25 protein-coding genes are annotated in these 25157 nt (G+C 64.6%); 16 read left to right on the top strand and 9 right to left on the bottom strand.

Annotation, left to right across the window (positions count from 1 at the left end; genetic code table 11):
• Positions 1–8: 8 nt before the first annotated feature.
• Complete coding sequence (locus ABIA30_RS09600) at positions 9–1244, bottom strand: acetyl-CoA carboxylase biotin carboxylase subunit family protein (protein WP_370064487.1); 1236 nt, start codon at positions 1242–1244, stop codon at positions 9–11.
• Here ABIA30_RS09600 and ABIA30_RS09595 point away from each other — a divergent pair.
• Positions 1146–2015 (top strand): DUF6875 domain-containing protein, encoded by an 870-nt coding sequence (locus ABIA30_RS09595; RefSeq protein WP_370064485.1) that lies wholly within the window; start codon positions 1146–1148, stop codon positions 2013–2015. The two genes, ABIA30_RS09600 and ABIA30_RS09595, sit on opposite strands and share 99 nt — an antisense overlap.
• On the opposite strand, the gene ABIA30_RS09590 is transcribed toward ABIA30_RS09595, so the two are convergent.
• The 4 genes from ABIA30_RS09590 to ABIA30_RS09575 all read right to left on the bottom strand — a co-directional run bounded on the left by ABIA30_RS09590 (position 1990) and on the right by ABIA30_RS09575 (position 6032).
• Positions 1990–2421: a 4'-phosphopantetheinyl transferase superfamily protein gene (locus tag ABIA30_RS09590; RefSeq protein ID WP_370064483.1), complete on the bottom strand. Its 432-nt coding sequence runs from the start codon at positions 2419–2421 to the stop codon at positions 1990–1992. The genes ABIA30_RS09595 and ABIA30_RS09590 overlap by 26 nt on opposite strands.
• Complete coding sequence (locus tag ABIA30_RS09585) at positions 2418–4697, bottom strand: hypothetical protein (protein ID WP_370064481.1); 2280 nt, start codon at positions 4695–4697, stop codon at positions 2418–2420. Before ABIA30_RS09585 ends, ABIA30_RS09590 begins: the two co-directional genes overlap by 4 nt.
• A 112-nt stretch (positions 4698–4809) precedes the next feature.
• Positions 4810–5790, bottom strand: a complete 981-nt coding sequence (locus ABIA30_RS09580) for a DUF1839 family protein (protein WP_370064479.1) — start codon at positions 5788–5790, stop codon at positions 4810–4812.
• Between the two features lie 5 nt (positions 5791–5795).
• Entirely contained in the window at positions 5796–6032 is a 237-nt protein-coding gene (locus ABIA30_RS09575; RefSeq protein WP_370064477.1) for an acyl carrier protein, read from the bottom strand.
• 107 nt (positions 6033–6139) lie between these two features.
• On the opposite strand from ABIA30_RS09575, the gene ABIA30_RS09570 reads away from it, so the two are divergent.
• Together ABIA30_RS09570 and ABIA30_RS09565 are read left to right on the top strand one after the other, a co-directional pair.
• Positions 6140–7306, top strand: a complete 1167-nt coding sequence (locus ABIA30_RS09570) for an acyl-CoA dehydrogenase family protein (protein WP_370064475.1) — start codon at positions 6140–6142, stop codon at positions 7304–7306.
• A 9-nt stretch (positions 7307–7315) separates the two neighbouring features.
• Positions 7316–8263 carry an amino acid--[acyl-carrier-protein] ligase gene (locus ABIA30_RS09565; RefSeq protein ID WP_370064473.1) on the top strand — a complete coding sequence of 316 codons (948 nt, stop codon included), beginning with the start codon at positions 7316–7318 and terminating at the stop codon, positions 8261–8263.
• 405 nt (positions 8264–8668) lie between these two features.
• Here ABIA30_RS09565 and ABIA30_RS09560 read toward each other — a convergent pair whose 3' ends face one another.
• The gene (locus ABIA30_RS09560; protein ID WP_370064471.1) at positions 8669–10222 is read right to left on the bottom strand and encodes a sugar transferase; all 1554 of its coding nucleotides are present in this window, start codon (positions 10220–10222) and stop codon (positions 8669–8671) included.
• Between the two features lie 510 nt (positions 10223–10732).
• The gene (locus ABIA30_RS09555; protein WP_370064469.1) at positions 10733–11545 is read right to left on the bottom strand and encodes a hypothetical protein; all 813 of its coding nucleotides are present in this window, start codon (positions 11543–11545) and stop codon (positions 10733–10735) included.
• A 34-nt stretch (positions 11546–11579) separates the two neighbouring features.
• Between ABIA30_RS09555 and ABIA30_RS09550 the strand changes: the two genes are divergently transcribed.
• The 9 genes from ABIA30_RS09550 to ABIA30_RS09510 all read left to right on the top strand — a co-directional run bounded on the left by ABIA30_RS09550 (position 11580) and on the right by ABIA30_RS09510 (position 19058).
• Positions 11580–12566, top strand: a complete 987-nt coding sequence (locus ABIA30_RS09550) for a hypothetical protein (protein WP_370064467.1) — start codon at positions 11580–11582, stop codon at positions 12564–12566.
• Complete coding sequence (locus ABIA30_RS09545; RefSeq protein WP_370064465.1) at positions 12563–13480, top strand: hypothetical protein; 918 nt, start codon at positions 12563–12565, stop codon at positions 13478–13480. The genes ABIA30_RS09550 and ABIA30_RS09545 overlap by 4 nt, the downstream gene beginning before the upstream one ends.
• Before the next feature lie 24 nt (positions 13481–13504).
• A complete protein-coding gene (locus tag ABIA30_RS09540; protein ID WP_370064463.1) occupies positions 13505–14350 on the top strand; it encodes a sugar phosphate isomerase/epimerase family protein in 846 nt (281 codons plus the stop codon).
• Positions 14351–14366: 16 nt separating this feature from the next.
• On the top strand, positions 14367–15197 hold the full coding sequence (locus ABIA30_RS09535) for a thioesterase family protein (protein WP_370064461.1): 831 nt from the start codon (positions 14367–14369) through the stop codon (positions 15195–15197).
• 36 nt (positions 15198–15233) lie between these two features.
• The gene (gene proC, locus ABIA30_RS09530; protein ID WP_370064459.1) at positions 15234–16079 is read left to right on the top strand and encodes a pyrroline-5-carboxylate reductase; all 846 of its coding nucleotides are present in this window, start codon (positions 15234–15236) and stop codon (positions 16077–16079) included.
• Positions 16080–16225: 146 nt separating this feature from the next.
• Positions 16226–16477 (top strand): helix-turn-helix domain-containing protein, encoded by a 252-nt coding sequence (locus ABIA30_RS09525; protein WP_370064457.1) that lies wholly within the window; start codon positions 16226–16228, stop codon positions 16475–16477.
• Positions 16478–16710: 233 nt separating this feature from the next.
• Positions 16711–16812: a 30S ribosomal protein bS22 gene (locus tag ABIA30_RS09520; RefSeq protein WP_003402602.1), complete on the top strand. Its 102-nt coding sequence runs from the start codon at positions 16711–16713 to the stop codon at positions 16810–16812.
• Between the two features lie 41 nt (positions 16813–16853).
• Complete coding sequence (locus ABIA30_RS09515) at positions 16854–17963, top strand: SDR family oxidoreductase (protein ID WP_370064452.1); 1110 nt, start codon at positions 16854–16856, stop codon at positions 17961–17963.
• Positions 17964–17984: 21 nt separating this feature from the next.
• Positions 17985–19058 carry a lysophospholipid acyltransferase family protein gene (locus ABIA30_RS09510; protein ID WP_370064450.1) on the top strand — a complete coding sequence of 358 codons (1074 nt, stop codon included), beginning with the start codon at positions 17985–17987 and terminating at the stop codon, positions 19056–19058.
• Between the two features lie 95 nt (positions 19059–19153).
• Here the strand turns inward: ABIA30_RS09510 and ABIA30_RS09505 are convergent, their stop codons facing one another.
• Together ABIA30_RS09505 and ABIA30_RS09500 are read right to left on the bottom strand one after the other, a co-directional pair.
• Positions 19154–19684: a MaoC family dehydratase N-terminal domain-containing protein gene (locus ABIA30_RS09505; RefSeq protein ID WP_370064448.1), complete on the bottom strand. Its 531-nt coding sequence runs from the start codon at positions 19682–19684 to the stop codon at positions 19154–19156.
• Positions 19685–19726: 42 nt separating this feature from the next.
• A complete protein-coding gene (locus tag ABIA30_RS09500) occupies positions 19727–20566 on the bottom strand; it encodes an HAD family hydrolase (protein WP_370065485.1) in 840 nt (279 codons plus the stop codon).
• A gap of 164 nt (positions 20567–20730) precedes the next feature.
• Here ABIA30_RS09500 and ABIA30_RS09495 point away from each other — a divergent pair, with 164 nt between their 5' ends.
• The 4 genes from ABIA30_RS09495 to ABIA30_RS09480 all read left to right on the top strand — a co-directional run bounded on the left by ABIA30_RS09495 (position 20731) and on the right by ABIA30_RS09480 (position 25154).
• A complete protein-coding gene (locus ABIA30_RS09495; RefSeq protein WP_370064446.1) occupies positions 20731–21000 on the top strand; it encodes a glutaredoxin family protein in 270 nt (89 codons plus the stop codon).
• Positions 21001–21167: 167 nt separating this feature from the next.
• Positions 21168–22511 carry a glutamyl-tRNA reductase gene (locus tag ABIA30_RS09490; protein WP_370064444.1) on the top strand — a complete coding sequence of 448 codons (1344 nt, stop codon included), beginning with the start codon at positions 21168–21170 and terminating at the stop codon, positions 22509–22511.
• 9 nt (positions 22512–22520) lie between these two features.
• Positions 22521–23474 carry a hydroxymethylbilane synthase gene (gene hemC, locus ABIA30_RS09485; RefSeq protein ID WP_370065483.1) on the top strand — a complete coding sequence of 318 codons (954 nt, stop codon included), beginning with the start codon at positions 22521–22523 and terminating at the stop codon, positions 23472–23474.
• 3 nt (positions 23475–23477) lie between these two features.
• Positions 23478–25154 (top strand): uroporphyrinogen-III synthase, encoded by a 1677-nt coding sequence (locus ABIA30_RS09480; RefSeq protein ID WP_370064442.1) that lies wholly within the window; start codon positions 23478–23480, stop codon positions 25152–25154.
• Positions 25155–25157: the final 3 nt, after the last annotated feature.

Raw genomic sequence — 25157 nt, 5'->3', positions numbered from 1 at the left:
CGATGGCCTCAGTCAGCCACCAACAGACGCGCGAGCGAGTGGTGCGTGTCGAGCAATGCGCAGTGATCGTTCGCAACGCCCGCGGCCATCAGTAGATAACCGTACGAACCCTCGCGAATGTCCACCTCGGCCTCCGTCGAACGCAGCGTAACGCTTTCCAGCCCACGGATTTTACGTGCTTGGTCGGACCAGCGAGGCATCAGGCGAACTCGTCGCCCTATCGGTGGTTGCAGCGCCAGCTGATAGCAGACTCCGCTGGCCGTGGCACTGGCCTTGCGCTGTGTTGGGTGTCCTAGCGCCGACTTCAGTGCGCACTCAAACAGGTCGACTCCGGTAAACGTGGAAACCAGGTCGACGATGCCGCCTCCAGGAACCCGGCCGTTCACTTCAATAATGCGCGGCCCGGCGTCAGTCAGCTTGATCTCGATGTGCAAGCAGCCATGACGCACTTCTAGCGCGCGCGCTGCGCGGACCGCCATGTCGATCACGTCGGATTGTTCGGTTGGGCTGAGCGTTGACGGCAGGAAGGCGCCGGTCTCCCGGAAGGGTTCTGCCAGCGGCATACGGCCGGTAATGGCCACCACCGACTCGAGTTCGCTTTCGACAAGCATTTCGACGGAGACATAGTCACCGAATCCGTTTCTCGCCAGGGGCGGGTACGTGCCAAGGCACTCTTCGATTATCGTGGATTGCCACGGACCGGCGGCGCGGCGGATGTCTAGCTCGTCATGGACCGCAGCAGCGTTGGGCAGACAGAAGGTATCCAGGCCGCCGAAGCCGAATGCCGGTTTGATGACGACGGGGTATCTGAGCTTTTCCAAAGGCTTGCGCTGAACGGCAATGTCGGCAGGTGATTGGATGCCGACATACGAGGGCCCGGGCAGGCCCGCATCGGCGAGTGCCTGCCGCTGCGCAATCTTGTTGACAAGACGATGCGCTGTGGTCGCTGAATTGCCCGGGAGATTCATGAGCGAAGCGAGCGCGGCTGTTTGTTCGATCTGGTCATCGGCGAATGTTGTGATGCCGACAACGTCCAGCCTCGTCAGCTGTTGCGCTATGTCGTTGGGTGACAGGCCCACGGTTGTCACAACTGTGCCTAGTCGGTCAAGCATCCGTGCGTCGACACCGTTGGTGACCCAAACGAGGTGAAATCCATTGCGCGCTGCGGTTGCTGTGAGGTCCAGCAGCGGAATCGACTCAGGCTCATATACGATCGCGACGCGAGGCAGTGTCGTAGCGGACATCGGTCGATCTCATCTCTGGCGTGCCGGTGTTGTACGTCGGGCGTATGGACGGGGAGCGGGGTAACAGCGGTGGCAGAAAGCGTTATTCGATGCCTGTCGAAGTTATCGGACAGCACTGCTGCACACGGGGGTTCGGACTCCCATGTACAGGTAGTTCATAGCTGGGTAACAGGCTATCTTGCTCAGCCACACGATGAATTGGGGCGGGCCGGGCCGGTCTGTCCTTTTGCTGGGCCGTCGTTGGACCGTGACCTGTTGTGGATGGCTGTTGTCGAGGGTGCATCGCCGTCGGTTATCGATGTGGTTGCTGAATTGCGGGAGTTTGCCGAGAGATTTCTCGCATTGCAGCCGGCCAGCGGACCAGACAGCCTGCTGAAGGCGGCGTTCATTGCGTTTCCGGAGGTAGTTGATTACGCAGTGATCGATGAGATTCAGGCAGCGCTCAAATCGGATTTCGTCGACGCGGGTCTGATGATCGGGCAGTTCTACGAGGGTTGCGCTGAGCCCGGGCTTTGGAACCCTCGGTTCCGCCCGCTGCAATCACCCATGCCGCTGATTGCCGTTCGGCACATGGTTAGCAACGATTTTCCCTTCCTGAATGCGACTCCCACCTGGATTGAGGCATATCTGAGGAGATTCGCTCCCACAGTTCCGTCGCCGGTGCGTGCAGCATTGGCGGGTGGGTTCGGAAACCTCAGTGCTCGCCGTGACGGCGTCGGCAACTCCTCGACTGGTTCCGCCGACACTATAGGCTCGGCCCCGGCTTCGTAACGGATTTTCCGCACACCGCAACCACGACTGCCGCCGCGTGACATTCGGCGTGGGTCATCGACACTGAGATCTGCTCCCACTGCTGCTCGGCAGCTAGCCGCGCGGCTGATTCGACCAGCCGCAACGTCGGCAGGTGATCCACGGTTACAACCTCGATTTCGAGCGGGACGAATGCGGCGTCCGGCCGTGCGAATGCCTTCATAGCAGCCTCCTTGGCGGCGAACCGGGCGGCCAACCGGGCCAACCGATTCGGACCGTCACAGGTGGCAATCTCTTCGGCGGTATAGATCTTCGCAAGGAACCGATCTCCGAACGTGGACAACGAATTCTTGATTTCATCGATGGCCACCACGTCGCACCCTACCCGAATGCGATGGCCTGGCAGCTGGATCTCGGGTGGGTTCATCGGCTTCCCTGCACCGTGACCGTGCCGACCAGATCGATGGAAGCGACTGTGCCGAGAGGTGTCTGGCGTTCACCGAACCGTAACAGCGCCACGGTGTAAGGCGTGCGTGGCGCGACGTGAAAGTAGTTGTCCGCCGGGCTCCAGCCCGGGATGTCCAGTTCGACGTAGCGCAGCGCGACCTCGGCGATCAGCTGTAGCTGCCAACAGTCATCAGATTGCCGCGTGAGCTCGGTGCGGACCAATGACGCGACTTGATCACCGGAAGGATTGACTACCAACACATCCCGTGTGACCAAGCCGTCGTCGAATCGTACGGTCGCCTGCACGGCATCGGCGGTTGGCGGCCCGAATCGGAAGGCGTGCGACAAATCGCGGAAATGACCGGACACCTCCGCGTCATAGACGGTCACCGACGAGCCCGGTGGGACCGTGACACGGCAGGTCGTATCGACCGCTGTGCCAAGGGAACTCGTGGCAACCAGGGATAATTCGCCTTGTCGCACGTACGGTGAATCGTTGTGTACGTCAATCCGGATCCCAGACAGCCCGTCATCGGACAGGATGACCGATACCGGCGACCAGGTGCGGGCCAGGACGGCGAGCGCAGCCTTCGCGTTGCCATCCGAGTCGAGCAATCCCCAGCCCGCACCCGGCCACATGTCCCTGGCAGACAACACCATTGCACCGCCACATCCAGAGTCACTGCGTCGCCAAAAAGCGAAGCATTCGCGCATCGCCTCGGCGATCGCCAACCGACCCAACTGCAGGTATCTTGCCGGATCGGTGCGGCGCACCGCCAGCAGCTCCTCGCCGAATACATTGCGGGCGTAGAAGTCCCGAATATCCTCGAAGTCCCACGACGACCCGCGGTCGCGCGGGACCCCAGTTTTCCAATCTGGGTGGTGGCCGGCTATCGCAGGCGAACCGAAGTGCCGGTCGATGAATGCCGAGCTGGGTGGGTTGGCGAAGGCCAGGCATTCGGCCGCGAATTTGACTCCGGCGGAACGTACGTCGGCGATTGGTCGCAAGTATCCGCCGACCCCGAACCAGTGCGCAACCCCGGTGTCGGGCCGGATCGCCAGATGGGCGCTACCAGGCGGCGGGGCAGGCGAGGCCCTTACGTAGTGTGCATCGGAATGCTCGGATACCGTGGCCGGCAACAGTGAGTCGATGACCTCCATTGCCGCTTCCTGTGCGCTCAGCCCGAGCATTTCGGGCTGTTGAAGAGTCTCGCTACCGCCGCTGATCACCGTCAACGCCGGATTGCCCGACACTGATCGAAGTACCGCGGTCAACTCGCGAGTGATCAGCTCACCCTGTTCGGCGGGTGGGTCGAAGGTGGCCAGCATGGCGTCTTGCCAAACCATCAAACCGGCATCCGCACAGGCCTGCCAGAATTCGTCTTGCTCGTACGTCAGCCCGCCGATCACCCGAATCATGTTGGCGCCAGCGGCGGCAAAGGCCCTCGCCTGTGCGTGAATTTCGTCAGTGCTGACATGCATCCGCACCGGGTCAGGCGGCGACCATGTCGCGCCACGGCAGAAGATGTCGGTGCCGTTGATGGCGAGCCGGAAGCCGGAAGTGTCGTCCGTTACTGCCAGGGCGCGGAATCCGAATCGGCGCTCGGTTACCTGGACGCCGTCCACCTCGATGATGGCCAGGTATTGGTGTTGTGGCCCATAACCGTTGGGCCACCACAGCTTTGGATCCTCAATGGTGGCGTCGAATCGGAATTCTCCGATGTCTGATGTCGCCGTGCGGTCGATCAGAATATCGTCATCGGGACCGTACAGCACCAGCCGAACGACATCGCCAGCGGTGCATCCGCTAACGATTACCCTTCCGGACGCGGCGTCGGCGGCGATGATCATCTCGGTACGAAGCCGGGCGGGACCAACTCTGATCGGGCGCCAAACTCCCACAGGCGCTGGGAGATCCCCGTAGATCGGTGCCCGGCCGATCAAAGTGGTGCGGGCCCAACGCAGACCGGGGGAGCTGACCAGTGTGGAGCGCCAGCGTCCACGGGGACGGCGCGCTTTCAGCCAGTGGTTCAGTGATCCGAAGTGAATCACCAACTCGTGTTGGCCAGCGCCGCACTCGATGCTCAGCGGCAGGAACATCGACTCGCACTCGGCGACCGGTTGGCCGTCCAGAAAGACCGTTGCCGGGAAGGTGAGCCCGCTGAACTCGATGGTGGCGGGCTCCACGACGCTGAATATGCAGTGCTGCCACCAGTCGAAGTCATCGGTGTTGGCGAGTTGATCGATTGTCGCCACGGTCGCTGGAACCTCAATGGCCGCCGCGGTGTCCCACATTCCGGCCAGCTCGTCGGGGTGCGTGACACTATCGGGTTCAGTCCGCACTACCCGCCAGCAGTTCAGCATTGGTTCAGCCGACCGCATCGGCTATGGCTGCGAACCCTTCTTGCCATCCCGTGACCATAGCCGAGAGTGCCGGTGCCACATCGCCTTTGCGGCCAATTGCCACGCGGGCCATTTTGAACTGTGCTGACTTCGCATTCGACGCAGCTTCCCGCAACGGGACGGCCGCGGCGCCTGCGCCAGTGAAGTGGCTATCGATGTATTCGGCGAAGTCGGCCAGCAGTTCGGCGGTGGCTCCGCACTGGCGTAGTGAGGCGAAAGCCCACAGGTGGAACTTGTCCATCCCGGCCCCCGGTAGCCACGCGACGGCATCGGTCACGGCGGCTGCCAGGCGTTCTACCGGATTTCCGGATGCGCGGCGGGAAAACTGTTCTTGAACAATGGTTTCCATGGCATTGGGCATGGTCCAATCTGGACGGTGCCGGATGACTTCGATGTACGGGGGCAACGTCAGTTCGGTATCTGGTCGAAGCCCGAAAACTCCGTCGAAATCGTCACCGGTCAACTCGTACAGTCCCGCGTTGTGTACGTACCACAGCACCCGGTGTCGGCTGTCGATCTTGGTCGGAGTGATCGTGGTCTTGACGTGATCATTGCGATAGGCGGTGCCGGCGGTATCCGGCAGCCACCAGCTGTCGACTTCGACGGTATGTAGGACCCCGCGTGCTGGGCCGGATTCGACCAATTCGAGCATAGGCAGCCACGCGTTCTCTTCGCCTACCTCCAGTCCGTAGAGCCGACGCAGATCTTCCGGTTGCTGCTTGGCAAAGCTCCAGTTGAAGCCGTCGTGATCGGCCGCGAGTAGGCAGGCGAACGCCGGTACTGGATCGAGGCCTAATGCGTGCAATACCTCGATCCACAGGTCTAGGTAGCAGTTGGTCTCCTGCCAGATCCGTTCGGTGCCGTGGGTGAAGTGTGGCTGGTAGTTGGCCGGGTCGGCGGTGATCGACAACCGGGGCGTGGTCGGTTTCGCCGCAGCACCGTCCATGCGTGCTACTTGGTGAGGCTTGTAACGACCGCTTCGATGTTGTTGATCGAAGCGAAAGTCGACTTCTTGAGTGCCTCGTCGGGGAACTCGATGTCGAACTCGTCCTCAAGTGCGAGCATGACGTTGACCGAGGCGTGGGAGGTGAGTCCGAGTTCGTAGAGGTCGGCGTTGGCATCGACGCCGTTCGGATCCACGGCCATCTTTCCGTGATCGGCCAATACCTTCTGAATTGTATCCCGCATGCCGCCTAGCATACAGTAACGTTAGTGTCAGTTGGTTAGCTGTAGTTCTGCTAGCAAATTCACAAGATGTGCATCCCAGTCGCATGAAATGTTTTTTGGAGCCATGTATGACCATCGACACCCCCGCCGTCGCGCTGACCGCATCGTCCGTTCCGGGGCTCGCCGATGCGGTGATCGCCGCGGCTGTCAATGCCGACGACGTGGATCGCAATGCGCGCTTCCCGCGCGAGGCGGTTGATGCGCTCAAACAGGTGAGATTGCTGTCCTGTGGACTCCCGGAAGTCATCGGTGGTCGAGGCTATCGGATTGCCGACTTGGCGATGATCGCCCGCGCACTCGGCGCCGCCTGCAGTGCCGCGGGAATGGTGTTTGCCATGCATCAGACCCAGGCCCTTGTGCTAGCGAAGTACGCCCGGTCCGGCGTCATTGCAGACCTGGCGCGCCACATCGCAGCAAATGAAGCATTGCTTGCGTCAGCGACCACCGAGATCACCACGGGTGGTGATATCGGAAGCTCGACCTGTGCGGTGGTGGCCGATGGCGACAAGGTGCGGCTGGAGAAGAACGCGCCGGTGATTTCCTACGCGGAATACGCCGACTACATCGGCGCCACCGCTCGGCGAAATGCAGGCGCCGCCGCGAACGACCAGGTGCTGTTGTTGTGCCCGACGGCCGAGTCCGAACTGGAGCGCACCAGCACATGGGACACGATGGGATTCCGCGGGACCTGCAGCCCGGGTTATCTGCTGTCGACCACGACCTCAGCAGATAATGTGGTGCCGGCCGACTACGCCAGCATTCTGGCCACGACCATGCTCCCGGCTTCGCACACCCTGTGGGCGTCGGTGTGGCTGGGTATCGCAGATGCGGCATATGCGAAGGCGCGATCCACCGTTCGTCAGGCGGCGCGCAAGGCGCCCGGCAAGACGGTGCCGCAGGCCGCGTTGTTGGCCGACCTGACCGTGGTACATCAAAGCTTTGAGTCGATGGTCCTGCACGAGGTCTTGCGCTACCAAGCCCTCGCCGAATCAGGCGCCGAAGAGGCGACGATCAGTTTCACCGTCGCAATGAACAATCTGAAGATCGCGGCGTCCACTGCCGTCATCGAGGTGGTGACTGACGCGCTGAGGATCGTTGGCCTCAACGGGTACCGCGAGGACCACGCGTTGTCGATGGGACGACTGCTGCGGGATTCGTTTGGTCCACAACTCATGGTGTCAAACGAACGTATTCGCCTTAACAACGCCAATTTGGTGTTGGCCTACCGAGGATAGGGTTTGCAGATGACCGCAACTCAGGACGTGGATACGCGATTGGCAGTGGCTCGCCAGCAGTTTCGCGATGAATTGGTCGACGCCGAACTGCTGGTACCGATGGGCATCGACGGATTGTATGGCCGCGGAGCAGTTTTCGAGAGCATCGTCGACGGTATCGACCACGTCGTCCGGCGCAAGGGTGTCGAGGTTCATGGAGATCGGCCGAAAGTACTGCGATTCCCGCCGGTGTACCCGCGCGCGGAATTCGAGAAGACCGATTACATCGCATCTTTCCCGGATTTGACCGGTGCCATCTCGACGTTCACTGGCGGAAATGCCGAGCATCGGGCGCTCTTGGCGGATCGAGATGCCGGCCTGCCGTGGGATGGGCATCTGAATTCTGCTGGGACCATGTTGGTTTCGGCGGCCTGCCATCCGAGCTATGGAACGCTTCCGCCGAATCTTCCTGACGGCGGTGTGCTGATGGACATCTATGGGTATTGCTTCCGGCACGAGCCGGCGATCGACCCGGCGAGGATGCAAGCCTTCCGGATGCACGAGTATGTGTTCGTAGGGACGCCGGAGCACGCGCAAATACACCGCGACAGTTGGGTGGACCACGGTTTGGAGGTACTGGCCGAACTCGGTCTCGATGCCCGACCCGCGGCCGCCAACGATCCGTTCTTCGGCAGGGTCGGCAAGATGTTGGCCGCCAATCAGCGCGATGAGAATTTGAAAACCGAACTGTTGGTGCGGCTTTACGGTGACCTGCACGAGGGGACTGCGGTGGTGTCGGCCAATTGCCACCGTGATCACTTCGGCGAAACGTTTACCCTGCGTACCGTCGACGGCGGTGTTGCGCACAGTGCTTGCGTCGGATTCGGCATGGAGCGAATTGCACTGGGCTTGTTGCGGACTCACGGCTTAGATCCAGTTTCGTGGCCGACCTCGGTGCGCTCCGCGATGGGCTGGTAGCAGTTGCTCGTCTGAAAGATTCAGGCGGCCAACGCTGTCCATTCGAAGTTGGCCGCGCGGCTGGGTGCTGTGTGGTCTTCGCGCCGCGCCCTATTCTGTGCCGCGCACGAGGATGCGAATGGCGATATTTTGTCGTTCTGACTCAACGGTGTTGGCAGACAGGCCCCTGCACTGGCTCACGGGCGCAGTTTCATCCACCGTTGCCTGTGGATACCTGGGTTTGGTTGTGAATCAATTGATTCGAAACGCTTCGCCGTAGATGAATGACATCCGGTACTGCAGTCTTGTCTTGTCGTCGCTGCGTCACCGGGCAAAGCGGCAGGAGATCGGCGAAGAGAATCGAACCCAAAAAGCTGGGGCGCTTGAGCAAGTCTGCTCAAGCGCCCCACCCTTGGAATCGGCTCCCTAGTACGCACCGTCGCCCGCGAGCACTGTCCGGACAGTTTTGGCGATGATCAACATGTCCTGTAGCAGCGACCAGTTTTCCACGTAGGACAGATCCAGGCGGACGGCGTCCTCGACCTCGAGGTCGGACCGACCGCTGACCTGCCATAGGCCCGTGAGGCCGGGCTTGACTGCCAGTCGGTGGCTGACCAGGTCGTCATACGTGTCGACCTCACGGCGGACCTGGGGACGCGGACCGACGACGCTCATCGCACCGCTCAACACGTCGAAGAACTGCGGCAGCTCATCGATGCTGAACTTGCGGATGATCTTGCCCACCTTGGTAACTCGCGGGTCGTCCTTCATCTTGAAGAACATCGCGTTGCCACCGTTGGCGGCGATCAGCTCGGCCTGCCGCGAGTCCGCATCGGTGTACATGCTGCGGAACTTGGTCATCCGGAATGGCTGCCCGTCAATACCGATGCGCTCGGACCGGTAGAAGATCGGACCCCGGCTGTTCAGCTTCACCGCGAGGGCGGTGATCACCATGATCGGTGAGATGGCCGTCAGTGCGGCCACCGCGAACAGCACGTCGAAGCTGCGCTTGAGGAACGAATTCGCCCGGCTGTACTGCGGTTTGGCGATCTCGAAGACCGCCATGCCGGCGACCGGACGGCTGGTCAGCCGTTGGTCGGCGATGTCGATCAGGCCCGGAGCCACCATCAGGTCGACGCCCAGGTTTTCCAATTCCCACATCAGCCTGCGGATCTCGACAGGGCTCAGGTGGTGCGTGGCGGCCAGCGCCACGGTGTCGACGCCGGTGCGCTGCACCGCGTCCAGGATCGCCTCGTCGGTGCCGACGATCGGAATGTCCTGTCCGGCAACGGTGATGACCTCTTTGGCGTGGCTCGGCCCCATCGGGGTGCAGAAGCCGACGACCTGGTAGCCGGCCCAAGGATCCTTGGCGAATTCGGTGGCGATGTCATGGGCGGCTCGAGTGCCTCCGACGACGAGCAACTTGCTTTGGTCTTCGCCGTTGTGGCGCTTGCGGGCGTTGAGCCGGCGCCACATCCAGCGCGTGGCGAACAGCCCGGTCAAGCCGAGCGGCAGCGCGATTGCGAGGTAGCCGCGGGAGATTTCGACGTGCAGCAGCATCGAGCCGATGGCGACGAGCCCGAACAGCTGCAACGTCGCCGCTGCCAGCGTCACGTATTCCTCGAACCCGCGGCCGGTGATCTTCGGGGAGCGACTGCCCAGGGCCAGGAAACCCATCCACAACACCACCAGCACCGCCGATACCGTGGTGTAGCCAATGTGCCCTGAAGAATCATTCCAGCTGACCTTGGGGTGCGACGCGGTGCCACCGAAGCGGATCAGCTGACCGATCAGGACCGAGCAGGCGATGACGGCGACGTCGGTGCAAATCAGTTTGCGGGCAAACTTTGCATGCCGCTGCTCGCGGGCAGAATGTCCCTTGACGCTGGCAGCAGGCAGTGCTCCTAGCGGAGTCGCAGCGGGAACGGGGTTAGCGCCAATCGCGACGGCCTCGGCGTTCTCGATCATCGGTATCGACATGGCTGTTGCTCTGTCCTCTTTTGGGGCGGACGTGTCGTCCGACGCTGGAACTCCGTACCGCTAGCTGGCGGGTCTCCACCTAAGGGGTCCGACAAACTTGCTGGATGTGATCTACGCCGCTCGGGTTTTGTCGCCGGAAGCGATTTTCAGCAAATTTATACCTAGAGAATGTTTTGGGCAAGCGGGGCATCTGGACAGCATGTTTCGGGGTGGTTTCGACTGATCGCAACGACGTCAATTGTTGCGCAGAAGCAGTGATCTACCTGCTGATATGTGGTCAACACGATTCTTGGCGGCCATCGCCTGATGTGATCGACACCACGTCGACGGTGGCTAAAATCTGCGCGAAGTTGCAGATCTAGCACAGATTTGCGGATCTAAATCAGCCCGGCGAACGAGGATCTAGGCGAATTCGCCAACGTCAATTAATCGAGTGTTGGATGGATCGCGGATGCTAGCTGACCCGGTCGCGTGTTGCGGACGCCTCGCCTCGGTGGCGCGGCAGATGTATTACTGAGCGGCCTGAGCGGCCTCGGTGGCCGGATGCACCGAGATCAGCCCCAGGCCGTCCCGTCGGCGGCACAGCGACGCCAGTTCGGCATACACCTTCTCGCCCAACAGCTCGGTGAGCTCGGGCGCATAGGACTGCCACACCGGCTTGGCGCCGACATGCGCGGCCGGATCCCCGGTGCAGTACCAGCTCAGGTCGTGACCGCCCTCGCCCCACCCGCGCCTGTCGTACTCGGTGATCGTGGTCTTGAGGATCTCGGTCTCGTCCGGCCGGGTCACCCACTCCTGGGTGCGGCGGATCGGCAGCTGCCAACACACCTCGGGCTTGAGCGTCCACGGCTCCACCCCGAGCTTTACCGCCTTGCTGTGCAATGCGCAGCCGATACCGCCGGGGAATCCGGGACGGTTCAGGAAGATGCACGCACCCTTGTACTTGCGGGTCCGCATATTGGGCTTGTCGTCGTACTCGTCCAGTTCCAGGTAGCCCTTGCGGCCCAGGCCCTTGTCGCGGAATTGCCAGTCCTCGTCGGTCAGCAACTTCACAGACTCTTCCAAGTGCGCGATGTCGTCGTCGTCCGCCATGAACGCGCCGTGGCTGCAGCAGCCGTCGTCGGGCCGGTCGTCGACCGTGCCTTTGCAGGCCGGCGTGCCAAACACGCAGGTCCAGCGCGATAACAACCAGGTCAGATCGGCCGCAATGAGATGCTCGGAGTTCTCCGGGTCATAGAACTCCACCCACTCCCGGGGGAAGTCCAGCCCGACCTCGCCGGTGCCGGACGCCTGGTTGCCGGGGCTCACCTCAGATGCGGTCACAGCGTGCAACCGTAGACCCGTTACCGTTGTTTGCGTGCGATTGGGCGTCCTCGACGTGGGCAGCAACACGGTTCATCTTTTGGTGGTCGACGCACGCCGCGGCGGCCACCCGACTCCGATGAGTTCGACGAAGGCTTCGCTGCGGTTGGCCGAGGCCATCGACGGCTCCGGCAAGTTGACCCGCAAGGGTGCCGACAAGCTGGTCGAGACCGTCGACGAGTTCTCCAAGATCGCCACCAGTTCGGGTTGCGCCGAGTTGATGGCGTTTGCGACCTCCGCGGTCCGGGATGCCACCAATTCCGAAGAGGTACTGGCTCGGGTGCTGTCCGAGACCGGGGTGCCGCTGCGAGTGCTGTCCGGGGTCGACGAATCCCGGCTGACCTTCCTGGCCGTGCGGCGCTGGTACGGCTGGAGCGCCGGCCGCATCGTCAACATCGACATCGGCGGCGGTTCGTTGGAACTGTCCGGCGGGGTCGATGAGGAGCCCGACGTGGCGCTGTCGCTGCCGCTCGGTGCCGGGCGATTGACGCGCGAATGGCTGGCCGACGATCCGCCCGGACGGCGCCGGGTCGCGATGTTGCGCGATTGGTTGGCCACCGAGCTGTCCGAAGCCGGTCCGAAGGTGCTGGGCGCCGGAACCCCCGACCTGGCGGTGGCCACCTCGAAGACATTTCGGTCGTTGGCGCGCCTGACCGGTGCAGCGCCGTCCGGGGCGGGCCCGCGCGTCAAGCGCACCCTGACCGCCACTGGCCTCAGACAGCTCATAGCTTTCATCTCTAGGATGACCACGGCCGATAGAGCCGAGTTGGAGGGGGTGAGTGCCGAGCGCGCGCCACAGATTGTGGCCGGAGCGTTGGTAGCTGAGGCGAGCATGCGGGCACTGTCGCTGGACTCCGTGGATATTTGCCCGTGGGCATTGCGAGAGGGACTCATTCTGCGGAAACTCGACAGTGAGGCCGATGGAAGTGCCTTGGTGGAAACGTTTGCGGGCTTAGCTACCGCCAGAGGCGACACACGATGACAGATTCGAACGACACCCGGCCGATCTCGGTCGCCGAATTGCTGGCGAAGAACGGCACCATCGGCGCGCCGGTGAGTGGCCGACGCCGTCGGCGCCGCGGCAACAGTGATGCGGTCACGGTGGCCGAGCTGACCGGTGAGATCCCTGTCATCAAGGTCCACACCTACGGTCCGGATGCGGTCGACGAGGCCGAGAGCGCCGAGGCAGAGCCCTCCGAGCCGGCCGTGACGGACGCGGCCACCGAGACCGATGCGGCGACGGCCGACACCGTAGAACCCCACGCCGGTGATGCAGAGGTCCTTGCGTCGCACGGTGTCGACGGGGCCGAAGCAGCCGATGTCGACGTCGATGCCGAGCCCACAGACCTCGACTCCGAGGCCGCGCACCCGGTAGCTCTGCACAAGCCGTCGTCGGGCGCCGAGGAGATGAGCCCGGACCCGATCGACGACGAGGACGTCGTCGCCGAGGATGACGACGATCTGCGGGCAGTCACCGGCGTCCAACCGGCGATCACACTCGACGAGCCCCCGCTCGAGCACGGCAACGGTGCGGCGCCCGGCTATGCCGAGTTGTTCGGCGGCCAGGGCACTGCCGCCGATACTGCCGCCGACGAGGACGCCGCCACCGTCGAACACCGTGACGAGCACGGCGGCTCGCCGTTCATGCGGGGCGCCTGGGTCGTCGGCCAGAGTGTGTTGGCGGTGGCCTTCGGTGCCGGCATGTTCTTCGCCTTCGACCAGTTGTGGCGCTGGAACATGATCGTCGCGTTGGTGTTGTCGGTCCTGGTGATCCTCGGTTTGGTGGTCGGGGTGCGCGTGGTCCGCAAGACCGATGACCTGGCCAGCACCCTGACCGCGGTAGTGGTCGGCGCCCTGGTCACCTTCGGGCCGCTGGCGCTGTTGACCTCGCAGTGATCCGGACTCGATAGACACATAACCGTGCGCCCCGCCATCAAGGTCGGACTGTCGACCGCATCGGTGTACCCATTGCGGACCGAGGCGGCCTTCGAATACGCCGCGCGTCTGGGCTATGACGGCGTCGAGCTGATGGTGTGGGCCGAGACCGTCAGCCAGGACGTCGACGCCATCGAGCGGATGTCCCGGCATTACGGCGTTCCGGTGCTCAGTGTGCACGCGCCGTGTTTGCTTATCTCCCAACGGGTTTGGGGTGCCAACCCGATCCCGAAACTGGAACGCAGCGTGCGGGCGGCCGAACAGCTCGGCGCTCAGACGGTGGTGGTGCATCCGCCGTTCCGCTGGCAACGGCGCTATGCCGAAGGATTTTCCGAACAGGTCGTCGAACTCGAGGCATCCAGCGACGTTCTGGTCGCGGTGGAGAACATGTTCCCGTTCCGCGCCGACCGATTTTTCGGCACCGGTGCGCCCTCGATCGAGCGGATGCGCAAGCGGGGCGGCACGCCGGGGCCCGGCATCTCGGCGTTCGCCCCGTCCTATGACCCGCTCGATGGCAACCACGCGCACTACACGCTGGATCTGTCACACAGTGCGACCGCCGGAACCGATGCCGTCGACATGGCTCGGCGGATGGGTGAGGGCCTGGTGCACCTGCATCTCTGCGACGGCAACGGGGCATCCACCGACGAGCACCTGGTGCCCGGCCGCGGTACCCAGCCGACCGTCGAGATCTGCCAGATGCTGGCGGCGAGCGAGTTCTCCGGTCACGTGATTCTCGAGGTGACCACCTCGGCGGCGCGGAACAACGCCGAACGTGAAGCGTTGTTGGTCGAGTCGCTGGACTTCGCTCGCACCCACTTGATGCGCTGACCCGAAAGGCCCCGCCTTGACCTCCTCGACATCGTTCGCCGATGCGATGGCTCTGACGCCCACCGAGAACGACGGCGAACGGTTCGCCTATCGCGGTGCGCTCAACGAGCATTGGACCATCGGCCCCAAGGTGCACGGTGGCGCAATGCTGGCCCTGTGCGCCAAGGGCGCCCGTACCGCACTGGGTGACGTAATGCAGCCCGTCGCGGTGTCCGGCAGCTTCCTGTGGGCACCAGACCCCGGCGCGATGGACGTCACGGTGACCGTGCACAAGCGTGGTCGCCGGGTCAGCCTGGCGGAGGTCGAACTGACGCAGGGCGATCGCACGGCCGTGCGGGTGGCGGTGACCCTCGGAACTCCTGAGGGCGGCACGCCGCTGCTGTCTGCCAACCCGGTGGTGCCGTTGATGGCGCCCGAGCCGCCCGAGGGACTCGAGCCGATCGGTCCGGGGCATCCGATGGAGCACATCGTGCATCTGGCGCACGGCTGCGACATCCGGCCGTCGTTGGTGACCATGGCGCCCCGCGGAGATGGCGGGGTACCGGTCTTCGAATACTGGGTCCGGCCGCGAGACGCCGCGCCTGATGCGCTGTTCGCGCTGCTGTGTACCGATGTGTCGGCGCCGGTGACGTTCGCGGTCAATCGGATGGGCTGGGCGCCGACGATCCAGCTGACGGCCTATCTGCGGGCCCTCCCGGCCGACGGATGGCTGCGGATCATCAGCACCACGACGCAGATTGGCCAGGACTGGTTCGACGAGGACCATCTGGTGGTCGACAGCGCCGGCCGGTTGGTGGCGCAGTCGAGGCAGTTGGCCATGGTGCCTGCGGCGCAAGCACCGTCCTGACCATCGACTGTCGGCCACCCATGTAATGCTTGCCTGGTGGCGAGAATTGCGATCATCGGTGGTGGAAATATCGGCGAGGCCCTGCTGTCGGGCCTGTTGGGGTCCGGTAGGGAAGCCAAAGACCTGGTGGTCGCCGAGTCGTATCGGAGTCGGGCCGAGCAGCTGTCCCAGAAGTACGGCGTGCGGGTCACCGGTGTCGCCGATGCCGCGGAGAATGCCGACTACGTGATCGTCGCGGTCAAGCCGACCGATGTGGACAGCGTGGTGGCCACCTTGGCCGACTTGGCGGCCGGAGCGGACCGGGACAGCGTCGAGCAGGTCGTGGTCTCGGTCGCCGCCGGGGTGACGACGGAGTACTTCGAGGCCAAGTTGCCCGCCGGTTCGCCGGTGGTTCGGGTGATGCCCAATACGCCGATGCTGGTCGGCGCGGGGATCAGCGCGTTGTCGCGCGGCCGGTTCGTGACCGATGAGCAGCTCACCGAGGTGTCAGCGATCTTCGGCGCGGTCGGTGGGGTGTTGACGGTGCCCGAGTCGCAGATGGACGCGGTCACCGCGGTCTCGGGTTCGGGTCCGGCGTATTTCTTCTTGATGGCCGAGGCTTTGGTCGATGCAGGGGTCGGCGCGGGCCTGCCGCGGGCCGTTGCGACCGATCTGGTTTCTAAGACTATGGCCGGATCGGCGGCAATGCTGCTCGACCGAATCGAGAGTTCAGGGGCCGGCGGAATGGACACCAGTGCCGCGCAATTGCGGGCCTCGGTCACCTCGCCGGGCGGCACGACCGCCGCTGGGCTGCGGGAACTCGAGCGGGGCGGTCTGCGGGCGGCTGTGGACGCTGCGGTCGCCGCCGCAAAAATGCGCTCTGAGCAGCTAAGAATTACATAATGGTAGTTCTAAGATTTCAGATTGATTACCCCACACCCGTCGCAATAACCCCATTGGCCACGCTATTCTCCTTCTCGTAGTGCACGAGTTGGTGCCAACGGTGGGGAAGCCGCTGGATCTGGCCGTGCCTGATTGATTGGGTTGCGATGACGTCTATGAACGGGCCATCGGCGCGAGATGCTGCGAACGGCAAATCTGCGCGCGACACCGGCGACCAGCCACGAGCTCAATTTTTGACCGTTGCCGAAGTTGCGAGCCTCATGCGGGTGAGCAAGATGACGGTATATCGACTGGTGCACAACGGGGAGCTCCCCGCGGTGCGTGTCGGCCGATCATTTCGGGTACACGCGAAGGCGGTCCATGACCTGCTGGAGTCGTCGTACTTCGACGCCGGCTGATTTTCGGTCGAACCAGTTCGGGTCCGTGGTGACTCCTGCTCGGTCTTTGGCTGCGTCCGGTCGCCCGGCGCCGTCGGTCGGACCGGCAGGGACTGCACTCCGGCCGGCCAGACTGGTTGTTTCAGCAGGCGTTTTCGTGGCGCCGAACCTCGCCGGGTAAAGTGGCAGGGTTGGTTTTCAACGATCGTCACTGATCGACGGTCGATTTCTAGATAGCGGAGACTTCAGGGTCCATGGGTTCAGTCATCAAGAAGCGGCGTAAGCGCATGTCGAAGAAGAAGCACCGCAAGCTGCTTCGTCGCACCCGGGTCCAGCGCAGAAAACTTGGCAAGTAAGCCACCCAGCTTTCTTCGGTCTGGCCCAGTAGGCTGACCGGATGGACGCCGACGACCACTCGGGAAGCCGGCCCACCGCATCGGGCGGTTCCGATTCGCAGGACACGCTGCACCACCCCAAGGTGGTGCTCGTTACTGGTGCGTGCCGGTTTCTCGGTGGTTATCTCACGGCCAGGCTGGCGCAGAATCCGCTGATCGACCACGTGATCGCAGTGGATGCGATCGCGCCGAGCAAGGATCTGCTGCGTCGGATGGGACGGGCTGAGTTCGTCCGTGCCGACATCCGCAACCCGTTCATCGCCAAGGTGATCCGCAACGGGAACGTGGACACCGTGGTGCACGCCGCGGCGGCGTCCTATGCGCCGCGGTCCGGTGGTCGGGCCGCGCTCAAAGAGTTCAACGTGATGGGCGCGATGCAGTTGTTCGCGGCTTGTCAGAAGGCTCCGTCGGTGCGCCGCGTGGTGCTCAAGTCCACCTCCGAGGTGTACGGCGCGAGCTCGCGGGACCCGGTGATGTTCACCGAGGATTCCAGCGCGCGGCGGCCACCGGCGGAGGGCTTCGCCCGCGACAGCATCGACATCGAGGGCTACGTCCGCGGGCTGGGTCGTCGTCGTCCGGACATCGCGGTGACCATCCTGCGGCTGGCCAACATGATCGGCCCGGCGATGGACACCGCACTGTCGCGTTACCTGGCGGGTCCGTTGGTGCCGTCGGTTCTCGGACATGACGCGCGGCTGCAGCTGCTCCATGAGCAGGACGCGTTGGGTGCGTTGGAACGGGCGACGGTCGTCGGCCGGGCGGGCACCTTCAACATCGGCGCCACCGGCGTGATCATGATGAGTCAGGCGATTCGGCGGTCCGGCCGCGTCCGCGTCCCGGTGCCGCGCGAAGCGTTGGCGACCTTCGACACCGTGCGCCGCGCGACCAGCCACATCGAGTTGGACCGCGAGCAACTCAACTATCTGAGCTACGGCCGCGTCATGGACACCACGCGAATGGTCCGCGATCTGGGCTATACCCCGAAATGGACCACCATGGAGGCTTTTGACGATTATGTGTCGGGGCGGCGTCTGACACCCATTATTGATCCAGGGTGGGTAGGCTCGTTCGAACGACGCGCGGTAGCCGCAGCGCAGCGGTGGGGACGCTGAGAACGCAAAATCTTTTGATCGGTGGGAGAAACTAACGTGGCGGGCGAATCAAGAGCGAAAGTGATTCCGCTGCACTCGAATTCGACGCGCGCGTCGGCGCAGCGGCGGGCGGCGCAGCGGGCCGCCAATGCCACCCGGCATCCGTCGTCGTTGACCGATCCGGGTACCCGCGCGTCCGCCGAACAGATTGCCGCCGTCGTCCGCGAGATCGACCAGCATCGGTTCGGTCCGGCCGGCGCTCCCGTCGATGGTCCCAACGAATTAGCCCAACGTATCGGTGCCGCAGCGGATTTCGTGCGTAAGCGGATCACCGGAGACTACGTGGTCGATGAGTTCGGTTTCGACCCGCACCTGAACAACGCAGTCATACTGCCTTTGCTGCGAACGCTTTTCAACGCGTGGTTCCGGGTTGAGGTGTCCGGTATCGAGAATCTGCCGACCGAGGGCGCGGCGCTGGTCGTCGCCAACCACGCCGGCGTGTTGCCCTTCGACGGGTTGATGACCTCGGTGGCGGTACACGACAAGCATCCGACCCATCGGGACCTGCGACTGCTCGCCGCCGACATGGTGTTCGACATGCCGATGCTCGGTCAGGTGGCCCGCAAGGCCGGCCACACCATGGCCTGCACGTCCGACGCGCACCGACTGCTCGCCGCCGGCGAGCTGACCGCGGTGTTCCCCGAGGGGTACAAGGGGCTGGGCAAGCCCTTCCGGGACCGCTACAAGCTGCAGCGGTTCGGCCGCGGCGGTTTCGTCTCGGCCGCACTGCGCGCCGGAGCGCCGATCGTCCCGTGCTCGATCGTCGGGTCGGAGGAGATCTACCCAAAGATCGCCGACATCAAGTTGCTGGCCCGGCTGTTCGGGCTGCCGTATTTCCCGGTGACGCCGCTGTTCCCGGCGGCCGGCCCGTTGGGTCTGATCCCCCTGCCGTCCAAGTGGTACATCCAGTTCGGCGAGCCCATCTCGACCGCCGACTACGAAGATGGCTCGGCTGACGATCCGATGGTCACCTTCGAGTTGACCGACCAGGTCCGCGCCACCATTCAGCAAACGCTGTATCAGCTGCTGGCCAACCGCCGCGGCACCTTCTTCTGATTTCCCGCGAGAGTGCGTGTCCGTGCCGCGGTATACCCGTGAATCGCGTACAAAAAGGGGCCGCTCACGAGTCGTGAGCGGCCCCTTTTTGTACGTCAACTATTCTGTGCCGCAACCATTTTCGCGATGGCGGCGTCGCGGGCCGCGGCGATCTGCGCGCTGATCTCACCGGCCTCGTCGTCGTGCAGGGCCTCGCCGAGCATGGTGACGATGCTGGTCATCACCGGCTCGCCGGCGTCATCGCTGACCTCGGCGCGGATCTCGGCGATCACCGTGCCGTGTGACTCGATGACCGAGTCCAGGTACGAGTCGAACCACAGCTTGTCGCCGACCTTGATCGGCCGATGGAAGATCAGCTTCTGGTCGCGGTGCAGCACCCGCTCCAGGTTGATCGGCACGTCGAACTGATTGAACAGCTCCAGCTGTACCCGCCGGCCCGCGACGGCGACGAAAGTCAGCGACGCGACGATCGCGTCGGACCCGTGCTCAGCCGCGGCGGCCTCGGAGAAGTGCGCGGGGTGATGGTCCTGGACCGCCTTGGCGAATTCCTTGACTTTTTCTGTGCCGACCTCAAAGTAATCTGGATACCGGTAGTGGGTTCCGATGATGTCGTCCGCAACGCCCATGGCGGGTGAGCCTATCAGCGCACTGCAGCCGGCCCGGACGTGTTAGCTGCTCTTGCGGGACGCGACGGCCGCCAGCGCCCCACCGACCGCGCCCAGCGCCAGCGCCGAGGGCACCCCGATCCGGGCGGCCTTGCGCGCTGTGCGGAAATCCCGGATCTCCCAACCGCGCTCCCGCGCGACATCACGCAACGCCGCATCGGGATTGATCGCGACGGCGGTCCCCACCAGCGACAACATCGGGACATCGTTGAAGCTGTCCGAATACGCGGTGCAGCGACGCAGGTTCAGCCCCTCGCGGATGGCCAGTGACCGCACCGCGTGCGCCTTGCCGAGGCCGTGCAGGATGTCACCGACCAGCCGTCCGGTGAACACCCCGTCCACCGACTCGGCGACGGTGCCCAGCGCCCCGGTCAGCCCCAACTTGCGGGCGATCGTCGCGGCCAGCTCGTACGGCGTCGCGGTGACCAGCCAGACCTGTTGACCGGCGTCGAGGTGCATCTGTGCCAGTGCGCGGGTGCCCTGCCAGATCTTGTCGGCGATGATCTCGTCGTAGATGTCGTCGCCCAGCTCTTCGAGCTCCGATGTCTGTCGGCCCTCGATGAACGCCAGCGCCTTCTGCCGGCCGGCGGCCACGTCGTCGCTGTTCTCCTTGCCGGTCAGCTGAAACTTGGCCTGCGCGTACGCGAACCGGGCCAGATCGGCATAGGTGAAGTAGTCGCGGGCGGCCAGCCCCCGGGCGAAATGCACCAGCGACGAACCCTGCACCAAGGTGTTGTCGACGTCGAAAAACGCGGCCGCCGTCAGGTCGGGTGGCGGCGGAGACGCGGGAGCCTCGTCGGCCGCCACGTCGTCGGGCCCGGACTCGACGGCGTCGGCGGGCACGGGCTCGTCGGCGGTCGGGGAGCTGGACTCGGACACGTCTCAACAGTAGTCATTCCCCGTCGCTTCGCTCGCCCGAGCGGGTCATTCCCTGTGGCTTCGCTCGCCCGAGCGGGTCATTCCCGGTCGCTTCGCTCGCCCGAGCGGGTCGCCGGATACTGATAGGCGTGGAACGAACGGCCGGACGGCACACCGTGACGCTGCTGACGAGGGCCGGGTGCAGCATGTGTGCGCGCGCCGCGGCGCAGCTGGAAGAGCTCGCCGACGAACTCGGATTCGTCCTGACGAGCACCGATGTGGACGTCGAAGCCGCGACCGGCAATACCGCGCCCCGCGCGGAATACGGCGATCGGCTGCCGGTGGTGCTGCTCGATGATGTTGAACACAGCTACTGGGAGGTCGACGAGCAGCAATTGCGTGCCGACCTGGCCAGGTAGTCCAACCTCGGCCGATACATAGCAGATTTGGTTCGCGGGCTGGTCAGCGGCTACCTTTGAAACCATTCCCTGGGTCGGCAAAAGGGCCGGGGAAGGCGTTCCTATAGCTACTGGGAATGCCGTCCTGGGGCGAGCGAAGCGACGGGGAAGGGTGTGGTGACGGAGCCGTGAGCGTCCTGCTTTTCGGGGTTTCGCATCGCAGTGCGCCGGTTTCGGTGCTGGAGCAACTCAGCACCGACGAGGCCGAGCAAGGCAAAATCATCCAGCAAGTGCTGCAGTCCTCGCTGGTCACCGAAGCGATGGTGCTGTCGACCTGCAACCGGGTCGAGGTCTACGCCGTCGTCGATGCCTTCCACGGTGGTCTGTCGGTGATCGGTTCGGTGCTTTCCGAGCGGTCTGGGATGTCGCTGCACGATCTGACCAAGTACGCCTATGTGCGCTACGCCGAAGCTGCCGTCGAGCACCTGTTCGCGGTCGCCAGTGGGCTGGATTCGGCGGTCATCGGCGAGGCCCAGGTGCTGGGTCAGGTACGGCGCGCCTACGCCAGCGCCGAGTCCAATCAGACCGTCGGCCGCACCCTGCACGAACTGGCTCAGCGGGCTCTGTCCGTCGGCAAGCGGGTGCACTCGGAGACCGGGATCGACGCCGCGGGCGCCTCGGTTGTCTCGGTGGCACTGCACATGGCCGAGACGAAACTGGGCTCGCTGGCCGGCCGCACGGCCGCTGTGATCGGCGCCGGCTCCATGGGTGCCCTGGCCGCCGCTCACCTGACCCGTGCCGGTATCGCCCGCGTCGAGGTGGTCAACCGCTCGCTGCCGCGCGCCGAGCGCATGGTCGAGAACCTCAAGTCCCAGGGCGTGGACGCCGCCGCACACACCCTTGATGACATCGCGCTGGCGTTGGCCGACGCCGACGTAGTGGTGGCGTGTACCGGCGCGGTGCGCCCCGTGGTCTCTCTGGCCGATGCGCACCGTGGGTTGTCCAACCGGCCGGAGAATCGCCCGCTGGCCATCTGCGACCTCGGCATGCCGCGCGACGTGGACGCCGCGATCGCTGGATTGCCCGGCGTCTGCATGATCGATATGGACCGTATCCAGCGCGAACCGTCGGCCCGGGCGGCCGCGTCCGACGCCGAGGCGGCCCGTTCGATCGTCGCCAACGAGGTTGCCAACTACCTGGCCGGACAGCGGATGGCCGAAGTCACCCCGACCGTCACCGCGCTGCGCCAACGGGCCGCCGACGTGGTCGAGGCCGAGTTGCTGCGCCTCGACAACCGGATTCCGGGGCTGGATGTGGCGCACCGCGACGAGGTCGCCAATACCGTGCGGCGAGTGGTCGACAAGTTGCTGCATGCACCCACAGTGCGGGTCAAGCAATTGGCCAGCGCGCCCGGCGGAGACAGCTATGCCGAGGCCCTGCGCGAGCTGTTCGAGCTCGATCCGCAGGCCGTCGATGCCGTCTCTGTCGGCGAATTACCTTTGATTTCAACCGAACTCGACAAGCCAGAGTGACGATTGGCCATTACTGAAGACTCCGTTGTCCGGATCGGCACCCGCGGTAGCCTGCTGGCTACCACCCAGGCCGGCACCATTCGCGACGCCTTGATCGGGCTCGGCCAGCCGGCCGAGCTGGTCATCATCAGCACCGACGGCGACCGTTCGCAGGCCCCGGTGGCCGAGATCGGTGTCGGCGTGTTCACCGCCGAGCTGCGGCATGCCATGGCAGACGGCCGCATCGACGTCGCTGTGCATTCCTACAAGGATTTGCCGACGGCTCCCGACGAGCGTTTCGTGATCGCCGCCATCCCGCCGCGCGAGGATCCGCGAGATGCGTTGGTGGCACGCGATTCAATGGTGCTGGGAGAGTTGCCCACGGGTTCGGTGATCGGCACCTCGAGCCCGCGACGGGCGGCACAGCTTAGAGCACTGGGTCTCGGTTTGGAAATCCGCCCCCTACGAGGCAACCTAGATACCAGGTTGAACAGGGTAAGTAGTGGTGATCTCGACGCTGTCGTCGTCGCTCGAGCGGGTCTGGCCCGTATCGGACGGCTCGATGTCGTCACCGAGAGCCTCGAGCCGGTGCAGATGTTGCCAGCGCCGGCCCAGGGCGCCCTCGCGGTCGAGTGCCGAGTGGGTGACACCGAGCTGGCGACGCTGTTGGGAAAGCTGGACGATCCCGACACGCGTGCCGCGATCACCGCAGAGCGAGTCCTGTTGGCCGAACTGGAGGCGGGCTGTTCCGCGCCGGTGGGTGCGATCGCCGAGGTGGTCGAATCCATCGACGAGGACGGCCGAGTCTTCGAAGAGCTGTCGCTACGCGGTTGCGTGGCGGCGCTGGACGGATCCGATGTGATCCGTGCGTCCGGAATCGGGACCCCCGATCGGGCACGGGAGCTGGGGCTTTCGGTGGCCGCGGAGTTGTTCGATCTGGGGGCGCGCGACGTGTTGGATCAGCGGACTGTAGAGCGGGAGTAAGAGATGACGACCCGAGTGCGTAAGCACAAGCCCGGCCGCATCACCTTTGTCGGTTCCGGCCCAGGGGATCCGGGCCTGTTGACGACGCGCGCACGCAATGTGCTGGCGCACGCGGCACTGGTCTTCACCGATCCTGATGTGCCCGAGGCGGTGCTGGCGCTGATCGGTACCGAGCTGCCGCCGGCTTCCGGCCCGCAGCCGGCGGCACCGGAGGCCGAACCGGCCGCCGACGGGAAAGACGATGCCACCGCCGGCGCCCCTGCGGCACCGGCGATGACCTTCCCGCACGGTGTGGACGTGCGTCCGGCCCTGGGTGATCCGACCGAGGTGGCCAAGCTGTTGTCCGCCGAGGCCAAGACCGGCGTCGACGTGGTGCGCCTGGTCGCCGGTGATCCGCTGTCGGTCGACTCGGTCATCACCGAGGTCAATGCGTTGGCCAAGGCCCAGGCCCATTTCGAGATCGTGCCCGGCCTGCCGGCGTCGACCGCGGTGCCGACCTACGCCGGCCTGCCGTTGGGCTCGGCCCACACGGTGGCCGACGTCCGGGACCCGAGTGTGGACTGGGCCGCGCTGGCCGCCGCGCCGGGCCCGCTGATCCTGCACGCGACCGTCTCGCACCTGCCGGACGCTGCCCGCACCCTGATCGAATACGGCCTGACCGACAGCACGGCGTGCGTGGTCACCGCGAACGGCACCACCTGTCAGCAGCGCTCGATCGAGACCACGCTGGCCGGACTGCTGGACAAGACCACCCTGGCCCCGGCTGAGCCGGTCGGTCCGCTGGCCGGTCCGCTGGTGGTCACCATCGGCAAGACAGTCTCCAACCGGGCGAAGCTGAACTGGTGGGAGAGCCGCGCCCTGTACGGCTGGACCGTGTTGGTGCCGCGTACCAAGGACCAGGCCGGCGAGATGAGCGACCGACTGGTGGGCCATGGCGCTCTGCCCATCGAAGTACCGACCATTGCCGTCGAGCCGCCGCGCAGCCCCGCCCAGATGGAGCGTGCGGTCAAGGGCTTGGTCGACGGCCGCTTCCAGTGGGTGGTGTTCACCTCGACCAACGCCGTTCGCGCGGTGTGGGAGAAGTTCAACGAGTTCGGTCTGGACGCCCGGGCGTTCTCCGGCGTGAAGATCGCGTGCGTCGGACAGGCCACCGCGGACAAGGTGCGCGCCTTCGGCATCAACCCCGAGCTGGTGCCCTCCGGTGAGCAGTCGTCGCTGGGGCTGTTGGACGAATTCCCGGACTACGACGAGATTTTCGACCCGGTCAACCGGGTGCTGCTGCCTCGTGCCGACATCGCCACCGAGACGCTGGCCGAGGGCCTGCGCGAACGTGGTTGGGAGATCGAGGATGTGACGGCCTACCGCACCGTGCGTGCGGCTCCGCCGCCGGCGAACACCCGCGAGATGATCAAGACTGGCGGCTTCGACGCGGTCTGCTTCACCTCCAGCTCCACGGTGCGCAACCTGGTCGGCATCGCCGGAAAGCCGCACGCCCGCACCATCGTTGCCTGCATCGGTCCGAAAACTGCTGAAACCGCGGCTGAATTCGGCCTGCGCGTGGATGTGCAGCCGGAGACCGCGGCCGTGGGCCCGCTGGTGGAGGCGCTGGCCGAGCATGCTGCCCGGCTGCGTGCCGAAGGAGCACTGCCACCCCCGCGCAAGAAGAGTCGTCGCCGCTAAACT

This window comes from Mycobacterium sp. MAA66, from assembly GCF_041261665.1.
Classification (GTDB): domain Bacteria; phylum Actinomycetota; class Actinomycetes; order Mycobacteriales; family Mycobacteriaceae; genus Mycobacterium.
Note: the sequence above shows the minus strand (reverse complement) of the source record. Positions and strands in the feature narration are given on the sequence as shown.